Origin of the sequence: Sphingomonas sp. NFX23 (assembly GCF_049887795.1) — a bacterium.
Classification (GTDB): Bacteria; Pseudomonadota; Alphaproteobacteria; order Sphingomonadales; family Sphingomonadaceae; genus Sphingomonas.
The window spans coordinates 435,391-449,033 of the sequence record NZ_JAGEKH010000004.1 but is presented as its reverse complement, the minus strand read 5'-3'; the positions used below and the strand labels follow the sequence as shown (position 1 = coordinate 449,033).

Sequence of the window (13,643 nt, the reverse complement as noted above, 5' to 3'; positions counted from 1 at the left end):
ATCAGCGGATCGGCTGCAGCGATCCGCCTTGCAGGTAGGTGAGGGTGACCGGCACGACCGTCGTACCCGATCCGACACGCACCTGGACGATCTTCGGATCGGGCTTGCGCGAGAACAGCATGTCGAACAGCGTGACGTGCGGGTTGCCCGATGCACCGCCGCCGTCGCTGCGGTCGGTCTTGTCATTGGCGTTGATGTCGTGGCGGACGTCGACCGCATAGACGCCCGGCCGATCGACCGGCATGCAGATCGCGACCCGGCCTTCGCGCGGCGTCGGAACTTCGGTGCGCAACAGCGTCTTTTTCTTGTCGAAATACGTCGAGGGCGATCCCCCGAACGTGCGGACACGAACGGTTCCGGTGCGGACCTTGAAGCCCTCGACGACGACCAGCATCGCCGGATGGGTACTGCCCGCCGTGCATTTCGCAGCGTCGGGACCGATCGGTTTCAAGGTGGCGTTGGGCGTCATCGACAACGCCGCGAGATACAGGGCAATCATGGTTCGTGGCTTTCGACTCTTTCGGATCGGGGTGCAACGCGGGCGCGTCGTACCCGGATCGGTGAATGTGCCGCTCGTTACAGGACTACCGCATCTTCAATATCTTACGGCGGACAGTTCGTACCGTTGGAGAGACCCTCGCGCATGGCGAACATGACGAATTTCTCACGGAACACGGTGGCGGCTTGGACGGTATTTCAGGTCTTCCTGCAGTGCTTTCAAGGATACCGCCATGCGCTTCACCACCCTTCTCGCTCTTCCGCTCCTCGCGATGACGGCGTCGCCCGTGCTGGCGAAGGGCTGCATCCGCGGCGCTGCCGCTGGCGGCGTTGGCGGGCATTTCGTCGGTAAGGGCCATGCGGTTGCCGGTGCCGCCATCGGCTGCGTCGTTGCGCATCACCACTACGCCAAGCAGGCACGCACACAGAAAGCCGCAGCGCGCGCCCACGGCTGATGATTAAGGGTCGCGGACGGTACGCCGCTCGCGACCCTTCTCCGTAGTCAGTGGCTATAACGTCCGATCAACGCGCGTCTCAGCATGCGATCCTCGAGCGAATAATATAATGCAATCCGGTCGCCTTCCGCGACGGTTGAGGCGGCGAACGCTATATCTGTCGCCTCGCGGCTCAGCGCAGGCGGCGGCACGAGCAGCGGTTCCAACCCGCGCCCCGTCACCCGCGCGAGATCCGGGCTGAAGCTGATCCACCCGATCCGCCACCGCGCATCATGCGTCGCGCCATTGTAGAACATTACCGGGTCAGCACCCTCCATCTGCCAGATCGGCCCCGTCGACAGATGCCAATTGTCCCAGCTATCCTCGCGGATGCCGAACGGATCGGGCAGCACCGTCCACGGTCCCTTTGCAGTGGGTCCGCCCGCCATGCCGATCCGCGACGCACCATCCGCGGCGTATTCGTAGAACAGCCGCCAGTCGCCGGCACTCGTCTGCACCAGCGTGGCTTCCTTGATGTTGCCCTCGCCGGGTGGAGCCTTGAGCACCAGATCCTCTTTGACCAGCGCCGTCAGGTCGCGGCCGGCGGCGAGGATCATGCAGCCCTGCGAGCGGTCCGCATCGACGCCGGTGTAGTAGATCAGATATTCGTGATCGTGCGTCACCAGGACGGTCGGGTCCTCGCACCCACCCATGTCCTCCGCGCCGGGGCCGGGGGTTATCGCTAAGCCCGGATCCATCGTGAACGACAGCCCGTCGCGGCTTTCGCCGCGGGCGATGATCCCGGTCGGATCGTGCGGCCCGAGCGGGTGCGGAACGCCGCGAACCATGATCCGGTACAAGTCGCCTTCCTTCCAGACGAACGGGCTCATCAAATCCATGCCGTCGATCACCGAATTGGCGGAGATCGCGACGGTGTCGAGCTGCTCGACCGCATAAGTGACCATCACGCGCTCTGCGCCACGGTCAACGACAGCGCGCCGTCGATCGTCACCGTCGTGCCAGTGATATAGTCCGCGGCGGGCGACAGCAGGAACTTCACGAGCGACGCTACCTCGTCTGGTCGTCCGGCACGCTTCCACGGGATCGCGGCCTCCTTGGCGGCGAGTTCCTGCGGATGATCGAGCGCGGACTGGTTCATCGGCGTCAGGATCATGCCCGGTGCGACACCGTTGACCGCGATGCCCTTCGGCGCAAGTTCGAGCGCCAGCGTCGCCGTCAGTTGCGACAGGCCGCCCTTCGCAGAGTCATAGTCGACGCCGCCGGGCCGCGGGGCACGTTCGTGGATCGACGAGATGTTGACGATGCGGCCCTTGATATCCTTGGCTTCCAGAGCACGGACCATGCGGCGACACGTCAGGAACGGGCCGTAGAGGTCGGAGCGGATGACCCGGTCGAATTGGGACAGTTCCATGCCCACCAGCATGACGCCGCTCATGTTGAGGCCCGCGGAGTTGACGAGCAGCGTGACCGTGCCGAACGCTGCTTCCGCCTGCGCGAACAAATGTTCGATCGCGGTTTCGTCGCCGACGTCGGCCTGGACGGCGATGGCGCGGTCGGATCCGCCGATCGCCGCGCATACCGTCTGCGCCGCCGCGGAGTCCTTGAAATAGGTGATGACGACACGCGCGCCGGCCTCGCCGAGCGCCTTGGCGCAGGCGGCACCGATGCCGGATTCACCGCCAGTGACGATAGCGATTTGATCGTTGAAGATGGTCATCTTTCCCCAACCGGCAACGCCACACCGAGTTGCAGGAAATGGCGGGATGACGCGCTTTTCACCTCGCCGTCATGCAATCCGAAGGCCACTGGTCAGTGCGTCGAGCAGCGCATCCACCTTCGGACTGAGCTGCCGCCGACGGGGCCAGACGAGATGCAGCGGAAGCCCCGCCGTCGCCAGTTCAGGAAGAACCTCGACCAGTTCGCCACGCGCGAGTTCGTCCTCGATCAGCCAGGTCGCCAGTTGCGCGATACCGAACCCGCCCTTGACCGCGCCGACCTGAGCCTCCGCGCTGCCGAGGACGATCCGGCCATCCATCGCGCGCTCGTCGATGCCACCAGCGCCGTCGGCAAAACGCCACTTGATCGTGCTGCCGTCGCCGCGCCCGTACAGGATGCAGTCGAACCGCGCGAGATCGTCCGCCGATGCCGGTGTCCCGCGCCGTGCGAGATAGGCGGGGGCGGCGCAGATTATGACGCGCTCGCTGCCGAGATAGCGGTGGCCGAGATTGTCCGCCCAGGGCTCCGACGCGCCGATCCGGATCGCGACGTCGATGCCCTCCTCGACGATGTCGATCTTCCGGTCGGTGAAGGTGATGCTCGGGCGTAAATTCGGATGGCGTTCGGCGAAGGCGAGCAACAGCGGCATCGCCTGCATCCGCCCGAACGCGATCGGCACGTCGACCTTCAGCCGCCCGACGATCTCCGACCGGTGCGCCGCCAGCACCGCTTCGGCATCGGCAAGATCTTCGAGCACGCGGACGCAGGTCTCGTAGAAGGCGGCGCCGACGTCGGTCAGCGTCAGGCGACGGGTGGTCCGTTCGAACAAGCGGCTACCCAGCCGCGCCTCCAGCCTGGCGACGCTCTTGCTGACCGCGGAGTTGGTCAGGTTCAGCCGCACGCCGGCCGCAGTGAAGCTGCCAGCGTCGGCGGTACAGACAAAGGCTTCGATGCCCTTGAGGCGTTCGGAGGGAATCATGCGAGTCCATTCTGGAATTATTGTCCCGCCATACGCGAAAACATGCCGCAGGACGTCGCTTTTCGTCGCGCGTAGAGACGGCAGCTACAGGAGTTTGCCAATGTCGTCCCCCGTTCGTCCCATTACTGCTGCGCCGCCCGGTGCAAAATCCGCCGGGCATGGCCTCGCGGTGCTGCTGCTGGCGATCTCCGCCTTCGTGATCGTCACGACCGAGTTCATCATCGTCGGCCTGCTCCCGAGCCTGTCGCGCGACCTCGGCATCTCGATCACGGTCGCGGGGCAACTCGTGACGCTGTTCGCGTTCACCGTGATGCTCGCCGGCCCGTTCCTGACCGCGATGCTGTCGCATTTCGAGCGCAAAAAGCTGTTCGTCGTGATCCTCGTGATCTTCGCCGCCGCCAACGCACTCGCCGCGGCCGCTCCGGACATCTGGGTGCTGGGCCTCGCACGGTTCCTCCCGGCGCTGGCGTTGCCTGTGTTTTGGGGCACGGCGAGCGAGACCGCGGGCGAACTCGCGGGGCCTGAGAAGGCGGGCAAGGCCGTCGCCAACGTCTATCTCGGGATTTCCGGCGCGATGGTGCTCGGCATTCCGCTCGGGACGCTCGCATCGACCGCGTTCGGCTGGCGCGGGACGTTCTGGGGATTGTCGGGACTGTCTCTGCTGATGACAGTGCTGTTGCTCGTCGTGATGCCGACGCTGGCCCGCCCCGCGCGCGTCAAGCTGGCCGAACAGGCACGCATCCTGAAGGACCCGTATTTCCTCGGCAACGTCGTGCTGTCGGTGATCGTCTTCACCGCGATGTTCACCGCCTATACCTATCTCGCCGACACGCTGGAGCAGATCGCGCACATTCCGGCGGGGCAGGTGGGCTGGTGGCTGATGGGCTTCGGCATCGTCGGTCTCGCCGGCAACTGGCTGGGCGGGCAGTTCGTCGGTCGCGGGCCATTGCTCGTGACGGCGGTCACGTCGGTGGTGTTGGCGGTCGGCATGGCAGCGACGACTCTAGTCGCGGGCTCGCATGCCTGGCTCGCAGTGGCGCTCGCCGTCTGGGGCATCGCCAACACCGCGCTCTACCCGATCTGCCAGGTCCGCGTAATGCAGTCGGCAAGCCACGCGCAGGCACTGGCCGGCACGCTCAACGTGTCGATGGCCAACGCCGGCATCGGTCTCGGCGCGATCATCGGCGGTTCGGTGATCCAGCACCTCGGGCTCGGCGCGGTCGGCTATGTCGCCGCCGCGATCGCCATCCTCGCGGTGCTTGTTACGCCGATAGTCAACCGGGTGAAGACCCGGAGCATCGCGTAACGATCGGGTTTCGTGCGGGAATTTACGCGCCCGCCGGCCCGGCATTCTGTCTTCGCGCGTTCGACCCTTCCGTCATCAGGAACCCAGTCATGCCCAAAGCCTCGACCACGACCGACTATGCACAGCGCGATGCCAGCATCGTCATCAACAGCTACACGACGGTATTGCGCCGCCCCCGCGTCCCGCACGAAGTTTTCGCGACCTATTGGCGCGACGTCCATGGTCCGCTGTGTTCGCGCATCCCGGGGCTCGGCTGGTACGTCCAGAACCATTTGAACCGCGAGCAGGACGCGCACCTCTGGCCGGTGATCGACGGTATCGCACCGTTCGCGGACTACGAACTCGATGGCGGGGTCGAGATCGGCTTCGCATCGAAGGCGGACCAGGACGTCTTCAACGCCGCGAGCCACATCCTGTTCGCCGACGAACAGAACATGTTCGCCGCCACTGTCGCCTATGCGCTGCCCAACGGATCGCGCACATTGGTAGACCGGATCGCGGATCCGATCCCCAATGGCGACGACGGCTTCGACCGGATTCACGTCCATTTCGGCGCAGCGGGCGACGATACGGACGCGTTTGGTACGTTCATGACCGAGTTTGCCCGGACGCTCGCCGCTGACCCTGCGGTGCTGAAACTGCGGCTGCACTTGCCGGACCGCTACGACAACGCCGAGCCCGCGCCGCCTGCACCCAATGTCGATCATCTCGTGCCGGCCGATCGTTTACTGATCGCGGTGATCGAATTGGCCTTCGAGAGCCCGCTCACACGCCGCGCTTTCTTCGAGTCCGACATTTTCGTCGCGACGCAGGCCGCGCAGAAGGCGAACATCGCGCATGTCCAGGCGTTCGCGGTCAGCGGCGTCTACACCTATGTGCGCGACAAGCAGCTGACGACGGCCGGCTTGCGGGGCAGCCGTCAGGCGCAGTTGATCGAGCGGCTCGGCGCCAACAATCAGGTCGCGGACGACGTGCGTCACCTGATGCATACGGGCTCGACCGAGTAGGGGATCAGGCGTGCGGGAGGTCGTCGTTGATCGGCGCGCCGATGGTGACGCGGAGGCCGGGATCGTTGTCGGCCTCCTCGATGGTGCCGGACAGCCGAGCGACCATGGACATGAGCATCCGCGACCCGAACCCGGTCCCGGAACTCGCCTTGCCGCGACCGCGGTCGGCGACGATCAGCCGAAAGCGGTTGCGATGCTGTTCGAGCGCGATCGTGATCGGTCCCGACGCACCGGCATAGGCGTATTTGTTGGCGTTGATCACCAGCTCGGTCAGGATCAGCCCGACGCTGACCGCACGATCGGTGGAGATCAGGATCGGCGCGAGTTCGAGTTCGATCTGGCCGCCCCATGACCGGTCCATCGTCGATTTGATCTCGGTGCACAGGTCGCCGATGTACCGCGCGAGATCGACCGCCTGGACATGCTCGTCCGAATGGAGCCGTCGGTGGACCATCGCGACCGCCGACAGCCGTCGCTGCGCCTCCGCCAGATGCGCGGTCAGCACGTCGTCGCCGACCGCTCGCGCCTGGAGTCCAAGAAACGCGGAGACGAGTTGCAGGCTGTTCTGGACGCGGTGATGGACCTCCTTGATGAGATAGTCCTTCTGCAGCAACAGGCTCTCATTGTCGGCGATCGTCGCGGTCAGTTCGCGGTTCACCTCGAACAGGCGACGGTTCTGGCGGGCGTCAAACATCGTCCGCTTCAGCCGCCCGGCCGCCTCGATCTCGAACAAGGTCCACGATACCGATCGGCCGCGGACCGCCTCGCTCCAGCTTTCGAACGAGGCGCGCGGTGTCAACGGGATGTGAGGATCGACGCCCAGATTCTTGTGCGGGTTGCCGGCCCAGTTCATCACCTCGATCTGCTCGGCACGAAACCAGATCAGGATCGTCGGCTCGTCGGTCGACATCGTCACCGCGAGAACGCCGCTGGCTAGATCTTGGAAGCCGGTGGCGGCGGGCAGCTGTTCGGACAGTCGATCCGTCGAGAAGGGCAGCGCTCGGCCGAGATCGATCACATGAGCGGCGACCGCGCGGATGTCGTCATGGCGGGGGGAGCGACCGGCGACGAACAATTCGGTCCCGCGCACCGCCGCAAAACTGTCGGCGCCGAGCATCCGGCACATGTCGTCGCCCGCAGTCGCGAAGAAGCCGGCGAGCGAGATGTCGCTGCCGAGCCGAAGCACGACCGCGTCCTCGGCGGTGCGGAGCCGGATGCGCTCGCGGTAGAGTTCGGCATCCTCCTTCGCGCGGATCTGGCGGGCAAGGCTCCCGGCGAGCGCACGGCAGGCCATGCGGACATGCAGTGGCAGGAACTTCGGCGTCGGATGGTGGCAGGCGACTAGGCCCCACAGCGTGCCGTCGCGGACGATCGACACCGATGCCGACGCCGCGACGCCCATGTTGGCGAGATATTGCAGGTGGATCGGCGATACGCTGCGCAACGCGAGATCGCTCATGTCGAGCGGCGTCGCACCGGCTGGACGTAGCAATGCGGGTTCATAGGCGATGTCGGGAATGATGCGGACGCGGTTCCGGACGTACAACGCGCGCGCCTGTTTCGGGATGTCGGACGCCGGGAAATGCTGGTTGAGGAAACTGCCGAGCGCGGGATCGCGGTCCTCGGCCAGGACGACCCCGGCGTCATCGTCGAGAAAGCGGTACAGCATCACCCGGTCGAAGCCGGTCAACTGGCGAAACGTCCTGGCGGCGCGTTCGCACAGTTCGCGCAGGCCGAACGCCTGTTCGAACGTCGCCGCGGCTTCCTCCATCTCCACCAGAACGTCGATCGGGGACGGCATCGCTATGGGGGCGGGTTCGAGTTCGACGACGATGGTGTTCGATACGCGGTGTGCGATTGCGTCGAACGGCGTTTCGAGACCGATCACGCGCGCAAGGACGACCGTGCTGGCGTTGGGCTTGGCCGCAAGTTGCGCCGAGACGGTTTGGCCGAGCAACTCGTCGAGGTTCGCGCCGAGCCACTGCGGCGCCAGCAGATTTTCGATGTCGCCCGCGCCTGCCATGATCTTGAAGGTGCAGGCGTCGGCAACGAGGACGAGGCCGTGCGGCTGGATCGATCCAGGCCGGTGGATCGGTTCGCGGTCGCAGGCGGAAACGTCCGGGCCGTGCGACCGTGCACCGCCGTCTATCGCCTCGGGTAGGGAACCAGGCATGGCGGGTGCAATCCAGACGGAGGCGATCCGACACCGCAAAGAGCTGCATCGTTACGCTAACGATACAGAAGCCGTCGGTGCGATCTTGTCAACGACCTGGATCAGCCGGGGGTGTTATTGCGTTGTCGATACCGAACTAGCACCACAGTCTTGAGTTTCTATTATACGCCGGAATCGCTGGACTATCGTGAGAAGCAAGCGTCCATCGCCACGATCCGCGCTGCACCGTCGGTATGCGTGGCGTCACCAGGATAGTAGCGCATCGTTACCGCGAGCTTCGCCAGTTCGTCTCGTGTGAGCCAACCCTGTATCTTGCCCTGTTGCACCGCCCAGCAATCCGCAGCGGCTTCGCCCGGACCGAAGATCTGGTGCGCGCATTCGTGCGTGTACCAGAAGAGTTGCTGCGCGCGCGGCAGGTCGAGGACGCGTGGGTGGAGGATGATGCGGCCCTTATACGCGGCGGCGATGTCGTTGATCGGCTGGATCATCGTATCGACCGGTCCGCAGGTCGCGCGGTAGCCGGCGAGCAGGAGCGCGCCCGGCAATACCACCGTCTGCGCGGCCGAGGGTTGCGGGATGACTGCGAGGAACGCCGCGGCGGCGCCGGCGAGAAGATTTTTGAACATGACTATCCTGGCCCCGCGAGGCGCGAGGACGAGCAAGAGCAGAATGGGGGACGTCGGTGGGTCGGGGTGGCGTTCAGCGCGCGACCCGCGAGCGCCTACCGAAAGCGTTCGGTCTGCCGGTCCTTGATCCGCTGGGGGATGCGCTGGTTCTGCGCTTCGGTCGCGATCGCCAGGGTGGTGTGCCCGCCGGACCAAAGCCCAGCGCCCACGAGAAATCTCGGGTTCATGAATAGTCTCCGCCGATGTCGTTCAATCGCGTCACCCAGGGCTCACGCCGGCAGCGGAGCGGGGGATGTTCCCGAACTCTTCGGTAGGTGCGACTTATGCGCATCCATGAGGGCTGCGGTTCGCGATGTAGTCGCGCAACCGGCCTAACCTATGTTGGTCGTACATGATAAACGTCGGTTATCTGATAAGGATGCACGTTGTACGAAACTTAATCTGCTTTATAGATCCAAGTCATAATCCTCATCGTGATTCTTGTGAGTATTGCGGACTTTATGACTAATCTTGACAGCCCAGGCGCCAATTCGGACGCACGATCCACCGATCGTCGCGATGGTCAAATCGAAGCGCTTGGCAGGGCGAACTCTGCCGAGCAGGTGCGCGATCGGATCCTGTGCTATCCCGGCACGGTCCGGATGCCGGCGAACGGCATGGAGCTTTATATCGTCCGCGATTTCCTCACGCTCGACGAATGCGCCGCGGTGATCGCGCTCATCGAAGCCAATCGCGTGCCGTCGCCCGTCGTCGGCGATGCCCCGGTGTCTCCGCACCGCACCAGCGAGACGTGCTACCTCTATCCCGGCCCCGCGCCCGTGACTGCGGTCGAGACCAAGCTCGACCTGCTGACGGGACTCGAGCCGCGCTACGGCGAGGCGTTGCAGGGGCAGCGTTACGCGGTAGGGCAGGAGTTCAAGCCGCATCACGACTTCTTCGATACCGAACAGCCCTATTGGCTCGACCAGGTAACGATGGGCGGCCAGCGAACGTGGTCGGCGATGACGTTCCTCAACGAGCCCGAGGCTGGAGGGCGGACGAACTACCCGACCGCGGGGGTGATGATCGCGCCGAAAGCGGGCAACCTCGTGATCTGGAACAACATGGACGAGTATGGCGCGCCGAACTTGGGGTCGCTCCACCAGGGCATGCCGGTCGAGCAGGGCGTGAAGTACGTCCTGACGAAATGGTACCGCGAACGGCCTTGGTGTCAGTGACGTAACGTTTGATCCTCCCCCGCAAGGGGGAGGTGGCGCCGAAGGCGACGGAGGGGGAGGGCACGATCAGGCCCGTTCCGTGTCCTCCCCCTCCGTCTGGCAAGCGCCAGCCACCTCCCTCTGGCGGGGCAGGATCAAGCGTCAGTTTGGCACGGCGAACACGGTCCGGAGCGGTTTCGTTTCTGGCAGGATATAGACGATTCCGACGGTCCCGGTGAACAACGGCTTCACCACATCGTCGTAAAATCCCGGCGGCACATTCACGCAGCCATATGAGATCCGGTTGTCGCTCGGTGTCGCCGATGCGAGCCGTCCGGCGCGATCGTCGACGCGGCGCCCTTTGATCACACGGTGCAGCGACAGCGCGGCATCATAGTCGATCCACAGGATATCCTGTTCGAAATCGCGCCCGAGCGAGGCCTGGAAGCGACCGGCCGGCGTGGTGCGCTCGGCGGGCGTAATCGTCGCTAGCTTGCGCTGGCCGATACCCGGCACGCTGGCGTCGCCGCGTGCCATCCCGAGCAATGCCGGCGCCCGCCCGCGTAAATTGCCGCTGCCATCGAACGCGAGCACGACCGCATTTACCTTGTCGATCACGACGAACGGCAGCGCGTGATTGTCGTGCGACTTCGACACCCAGTTCACCGTGTCGCGCACGTCTTCGGACGTCGCCACGCCGCCGAACCGGCCGGCATCGTCCGGCGCCGCGGTCGCGACAATAGCAGCCGGCGCGGGGGACGCCGCGATGCCCGGTACGGCGGCGGCGCCCGCAACGATTCCCCAGCCGAGCAGTGCCTGCCAGCGCGAAAACCAGCGAGCGGGCGCCGAGACGCCGCGCCGCGCGGTTCCGATCATCTCAATGACGCGCCTGCTTCCGCGGATAATTGGGCACGGCTGGCGTATTGGGCGGCGTAGGCTGCACGAACGGGCGTTCGACGACCGGTTGCACGACCTGCGGCGTTTCGGGTGTTTCTACGATCACGGTGCCGGGCCGTTCTGGCGTCGGATACGTCACGCCACCCTCGACCACCTCGATCGTCGGCGGCGTCGGTACGCGCACCGTCACCGGCGGAACCTCCAGAAACGGCCGCGTAGCAGTGGGCAGGTTCGGGACGGGCGTGAGGGGCGGCGTCGCGGTAGGGGGCGGCGCGAGTACTGGCGGAGGCGTCGGGGTTGGCGTCGGCGTTGGTGTCGGTGCCGGAGCAGGCGCTGGTGCAGGGGCGGGCGCCGGTGCCGGGGCGGGCGCTGGTGCCGGGGCGGGCGCTGGTGCCGGGGCGGGCGCCGGTGCCGGAGCGGGCGCTGGAGCTGGGGCGGGCGCTGGAGCAGGCGATGGTGCCGGAGCGGGCGCTGGTGCCGGGGCAGGCGCTGGTGCCGGAGCAGGCGATGGTGCCGGGGCAGGCGCTGGTGCCGGGGCGGGCGCTGGTGCCGGGGCGGGCGCTGGAGCCGGGGCGGGCGCTGGAGCCGGGACGGGCGCTGGTGCCGGAGCAGGCGCTGGTGCCGGAGCGGGCGCTGGTGCCGGAGCGGGCGCTGGTGCCGGAGCAGGCGCTGGCGCCGGAGCGGGCGCTGGAGCTGGGGCGGGCGCTGGAGCTGGAGCCGGGGCAGGCGCTGGCGCCGGAGCAGGCGCCGGAGCAGGCGCTGGCGCAGGTGCGGCAGCCGTAATCGTCCCCGTCGTCCGGAACCCGGCGACGCAGCACGAGCTCGCCAGCGCATACTGGTTCGCGTTCGCGCCGGTCAGCGTGTAGCCGCTGAAGCTGACGCCGATGCCCGTGCCTTCGCCGGTGCTGTCGAACGTCGCGGTCGCGTTCGGACCGGCGACCAGCGATACGCCGGTCGGCGTCCCCGACGTGCCGTTGGTGTTAAACCCGCTCAGCACCGCCGCATTGGTGCCATCGGCGACCTTCTGCGCGGTCGGGAACAGCAGCATCCGCTGCGTGATCGCCGCGCCCTCGGTTAGGACGAACTCGGTCGAGAAGTCGGTCGGCGTTGTGTACGAGACCGGGTTGTAGTTGATCGATACCGGCGCCGCGGTGACCGTGGTCGGCGGCGACAGCGCGGAGAACACGATCGTGCCGCCGTTGACGCCCGGCCCGGTGCCGTCCGACCCCGCGATCAGCGTGAGGCCTACCGGCAGGCCGAGGCTCTGCGCGGGGATCGTCGTGCCGCGGGTCAGCGTCACCGCCGCGTCGATCATCACATCATGCCCTGCGCACAAGGCGATGTTGCCGTCGGTCGTGGTGATCGCGTGGAACACCTGCACGTTGCGCCCGGCGTTGAGCAGGATGCTGCCGTTGGTCGTGGTCAGGTCCGCGTTGACGTTCACGTCGCGGCCACAGCACGCGACGATGTTGCCGTTGGTCGCGGTGATCGGCGCGTTGATGTTGACGTCGCGAAACGCGTTCATCGTCAGCGTCGTCGGTACGCCCGACGCGGTCCAGGCGACCGCATCGTTGACGAAGATGTCGCCATTGCCGGTGGTCGTGTCGCCTGCAGCGGGGATCGTGCTGATCGTGATGCTCGTCGTGACGAGCTGCGCCGACAGCGTCGAGCCCGAGATGTTGCCCCCTGCGCCGATCACGTAATCCTGCGGATCGATCAGCCATGTGCCGGTCAGGCCGCCCGGTGCGTAGGTCGAGACCTTGGCGCTGTCCGCCACGTTGACGGTCGCCGCCGACGTCTCGATGAAGCCGCCATTGCCGCCGACCGGTGCGCTCGCGTCGAGCGTGCCGGCAAGGCTGACGGTGCCGGTCTTCATGTCGCCGAGCAGGAGAATAGTGCCGCCGCGGTTCTGCAACGTGCGCGCCTCGACGATGCCGGTGTTGTTGACCGCGGTATGGAGCAGGTCGCCCGCACCCTGCGCGGTCATCACGACCTTGCCGCCGTCCGCGCGGATCAGCCCGCCGTTGCGGACCAGCGCGCCGACCGCGCCCTTGTCGACCGCGACGTTGAGCAGCCCGTCACCCGCGACGTCGAGCGTGATCGCCTCGCCACCCGCCAGCACGACCGTGCCGAAGTTCGCCTTGATCGCGCCGCCGTTACCGACGTTCGCGCCGAGCAGCGCGACATAGCCGTTCTTCGCGGTGATCGTGCCGTCGTTCTGCACGCTCGCGCCGCTCGTGCCCGCGAAACTGTTCTTGCCCGCGAGGAAATCGGCGTCGGAAATATTCAGCGTCGAGGCCACGAGCCCGCCGACGTTCACGTTGGCGGTCTGGCCGAACAGGATGCCGTTCGCGTTGACCAGGAACACCTTCCCGTTCGCCGACAGATTGCCGAGGATGACCGACGGGTCCGAGCCGAGCACGCGATTCAGCGCGACCGAGCTGCTGGTCGGCTGCTCGAAGACGACGCTCTTGCCCTTGCCGATCGAGAAGGACTGCCAGTTGATCGCCGCGCGGTCGCTGGTCTGCGTCACGGTCAGCGACTTGGTGCCGGTCGCGATGCTCGCCTGGCCCGCGACGACTTCGCCACCGGTCGGTAGCGTCTGCGCCTCGACCGGGCGCGCCGCCATCGTGCCCGCAAGGCTGAACCCGATCAGCCAGGCAAACCGCGCGAGGCCGGTCGTGCCGAACAACCCGCCTCGCTTGGTACGCGTGACGGTGGGAGCGGGGCGACGGGTGTTTCTGATCGACGAAGGGATGGGGGTCATGTGCGGTATCCTCGGTGGCGGCG

Annotated in this window: 13 protein-coding genes; 4 read left to right on the top strand and 9 right to left on the bottom strand. The window is 66.3% G+C overall.

Going from position 1 to position 13,643, the window contains the following annotated elements; translation table 11 throughout:
* Nucleotide 1 precedes the first annotated feature (1 nt).
* Nucleotides 2–499, bottom strand: a complete 498-nt coding sequence (locus J4O76_RS12960; protein WP_426282252.1) for a DUF2141 domain-containing protein — start codon at nucleotides 497–499, stop codon at nucleotides 2–4.
* A 232-nt stretch (nucleotides 500–731) separates the two neighbouring features.
* On the opposite strand from J4O76_RS12960, the gene J4O76_RS12955 reads away from it, so the two are divergent.
* On the top strand, nucleotides 732–953 hold the full coding sequence (locus J4O76_RS12955; RefSeq protein WP_426282251.1) for a hypothetical protein: 222 nt from the start codon (nucleotides 732–734) through the stop codon (nucleotides 951–953).
* Between the two features lie 47 nt (nucleotides 954–1,000).
* Here the strand turns inward: J4O76_RS12955 and J4O76_RS12950 are convergent, their stop codons facing one another.
* From J4O76_RS12950 to J4O76_RS12940, 3 genes are all read right to left on the bottom strand, one after another.
* The gene (locus tag J4O76_RS12950) at nucleotides 1,001–1,897 is read right to left on the bottom strand and encodes a glycosidase (RefSeq protein ID WP_426282446.1); all 897 of its coding nucleotides are present in this window, start codon (nucleotides 1,895–1,897) and stop codon (nucleotides 1,001–1,003) included.
* Entirely contained in the window at nucleotides 1,897–2,670 is a 774-nt protein-coding gene (locus J4O76_RS12945) for an SDR family NAD(P)-dependent oxidoreductase (RefSeq protein ID WP_426282249.1), read from the bottom strand. The genes J4O76_RS12950 and J4O76_RS12945 overlap by 1 nt, the downstream gene beginning before the upstream one ends.
* A gap of 69 nt (nucleotides 2,671–2,739) precedes the next feature.
* Nucleotides 2,740–3,648, bottom strand: coding sequence for a LysR family transcriptional regulator (locus tag J4O76_RS12940; protein ID WP_426282247.1), 909 nt, complete (start codon nucleotides 3,646–3,648; stop codon nucleotides 2,740–2,742).
* Between the two features lie 100 nt (nucleotides 3,649–3,748).
* On the opposite strand from J4O76_RS12940, the gene J4O76_RS12935 reads away from it, so the two are divergent.
* Both J4O76_RS12935 and J4O76_RS12930 read left to right on the top strand, forming a co-directional pair.
* Nucleotides 3,749–4,954 (top strand): MFS transporter, encoded by a 1,206-nt coding sequence (locus J4O76_RS12935; RefSeq protein WP_426282245.1) that lies wholly within the window; start codon nucleotides 3,749–3,751, stop codon nucleotides 4,952–4,954.
* 89 nt (nucleotides 4,955–5,043) lie between these two features.
* A complete protein-coding gene (locus J4O76_RS12930) occupies nucleotides 5,044–5,961 on the top strand; it encodes a hypothetical protein (RefSeq protein ID WP_426282244.1) in 918 nt (305 codons plus the stop codon).
* Nucleotides 5,962–5,965: 4 nt separating this feature from the next.
* On the opposite strand, the gene J4O76_RS12925 is transcribed toward J4O76_RS12930, so the two are convergent.
* The 3 genes from J4O76_RS12925 to J4O76_RS12915 form a co-directional block, all read right to left on the bottom strand.
* Nucleotides 5,966–8,134 (bottom strand): histidine kinase dimerization/phosphoacceptor domain -containing protein, encoded by a 2,169-nt coding sequence (locus J4O76_RS12925; protein ID WP_426282243.1) that lies wholly within the window; start codon nucleotides 8,132–8,134, stop codon nucleotides 5,966–5,968.
* A 182-nt stretch (nucleotides 8,135–8,316) separates the two neighbouring features.
* Nucleotides 8,317–8,760: a hypothetical protein gene (locus J4O76_RS12920; protein WP_426282242.1), complete on the bottom strand. Its 444-nt coding sequence runs from the start codon at nucleotides 8,758–8,760 to the stop codon at nucleotides 8,317–8,319.
* Between the two features lie 95 nt (nucleotides 8,761–8,855).
* On the bottom strand, nucleotides 8,856–8,987 hold the full coding sequence (locus tag J4O76_RS12915) for a hypothetical protein (RefSeq protein ID WP_426282241.1): 132 nt from the start codon (nucleotides 8,985–8,987) through the stop codon (nucleotides 8,856–8,858).
* Between the two features lie 273 nt (nucleotides 8,988–9,260).
* On the opposite strand from J4O76_RS12915, the gene J4O76_RS12910 reads away from it, so the two are divergent.
* A complete protein-coding gene (locus J4O76_RS12910) occupies nucleotides 9,261–9,977 on the top strand; it encodes a prolyl hydroxylase family protein (protein ID WP_426282240.1) in 717 nt (238 codons plus the stop codon).
* A gap of 141 nt (nucleotides 9,978–10,118) precedes the next feature.
* On the opposite strand, the gene J4O76_RS12905 is transcribed toward J4O76_RS12910, so the two are convergent.
* Together J4O76_RS12905 and J4O76_RS12900 are read right to left on the bottom strand one after the other, a co-directional pair.
* Nucleotides 10,119–10,832, bottom strand: coding sequence for a L,D-transpeptidase (locus J4O76_RS12905; RefSeq protein WP_426282239.1), 714 nt, complete (start codon nucleotides 10,830–10,832; stop codon nucleotides 10,119–10,121).
* A 1-nt stretch (nucleotide 10,833) separates the two neighbouring features.
* Complete coding sequence (locus J4O76_RS12900; RefSeq protein WP_426282238.1) at nucleotides 10,834–13,620, bottom strand: filamentous hemagglutinin N-terminal domain-containing protein; 2,787 nt, start codon at nucleotides 13,618–13,620, stop codon at nucleotides 10,834–10,836.
* Nucleotides 13,621–13,643 lie beyond the last annotated feature (23 nt).

Bases quoted from the DNA above. Each gene is read 5' to 3' on its own strand.
- J4O76_RS12960 (WP_426282252.1), bottom strand. From the start codon at position 499: ATGATTGCCCTGTATCTCGCGGCGTTGTCGATGACGCCCAACGCCACC.
- J4O76_RS12955 (WP_426282251.1), top strand. From the start codon at position 732: ATGCGCTTCACCACCCTTCTCGCTCTTCCGCTCCTCGCGATGACGGCG.
- J4O76_RS12950 (WP_426282446.1), bottom strand. From the start codon at position 1,897: ATGGTCACTTATGCGGTCGAGCAGCTCGACACCGTCGCGATCTCCGCC.
- J4O76_RS12945 (WP_426282249.1), bottom strand. From the start codon at position 2,670: ATGACCATCTTCAACGATCAAATCGCTATCGTCACTGGCGGTGAATCC.
- J4O76_RS12940 (WP_426282247.1), bottom strand. From the start codon at position 3,648: ATGATTCCCTCCGAACGCCTCAAGGGCATCGAAGCCTTTGTCTGTACC.
- J4O76_RS12935 (WP_426282245.1), top strand. From the start codon at position 3,749: ATGTCGTCCCCCGTTCGTCCCATTACTGCTGCGCCGCCCGGTGCAAAA.
- J4O76_RS12930 (WP_426282244.1), top strand. From the start codon at position 5,044: ATGCCCAAAGCCTCGACCACGACCGACTATGCACAGCGCGATGCCAGC.
- J4O76_RS12925 (WP_426282243.1), bottom strand. From the start codon at position 8,134: ATGCCTGGTTCCCTACCCGAGGCGATAGACGGCGGTGCACGGTCGCAC.
- J4O76_RS12920 (WP_426282242.1), bottom strand. From the start codon at position 8,760: ATGTTCAAAAATCTTCTCGCCGGCGCCGCCGCGGCGTTCCTCGCAGTC.
- J4O76_RS12915 (WP_426282241.1), bottom strand. From the start codon at position 8,987: ATGAACCCGAGATTTCTCGTGGGCGCTGGGCTTTGGTCCGGCGGGCAC.
- J4O76_RS12910 (WP_426282240.1), top strand. From the start codon at position 9,261: ATGACTAATCTTGACAGCCCAGGCGCCAATTCGGACGCACGATCCACC.
- J4O76_RS12905 (WP_426282239.1), bottom strand. From the start codon at position 10,832: ATGATCGGAACCGCGCGGCGCGGCGTCTCGGCGCCCGCTCGCTGGTTT.
- J4O76_RS12900 (WP_426282238.1), bottom strand. From the start codon at position 13,620: ATGACCCCCATCCCTTCGTCGATCAGAAACACCCGTCGCCCCGCTCCC.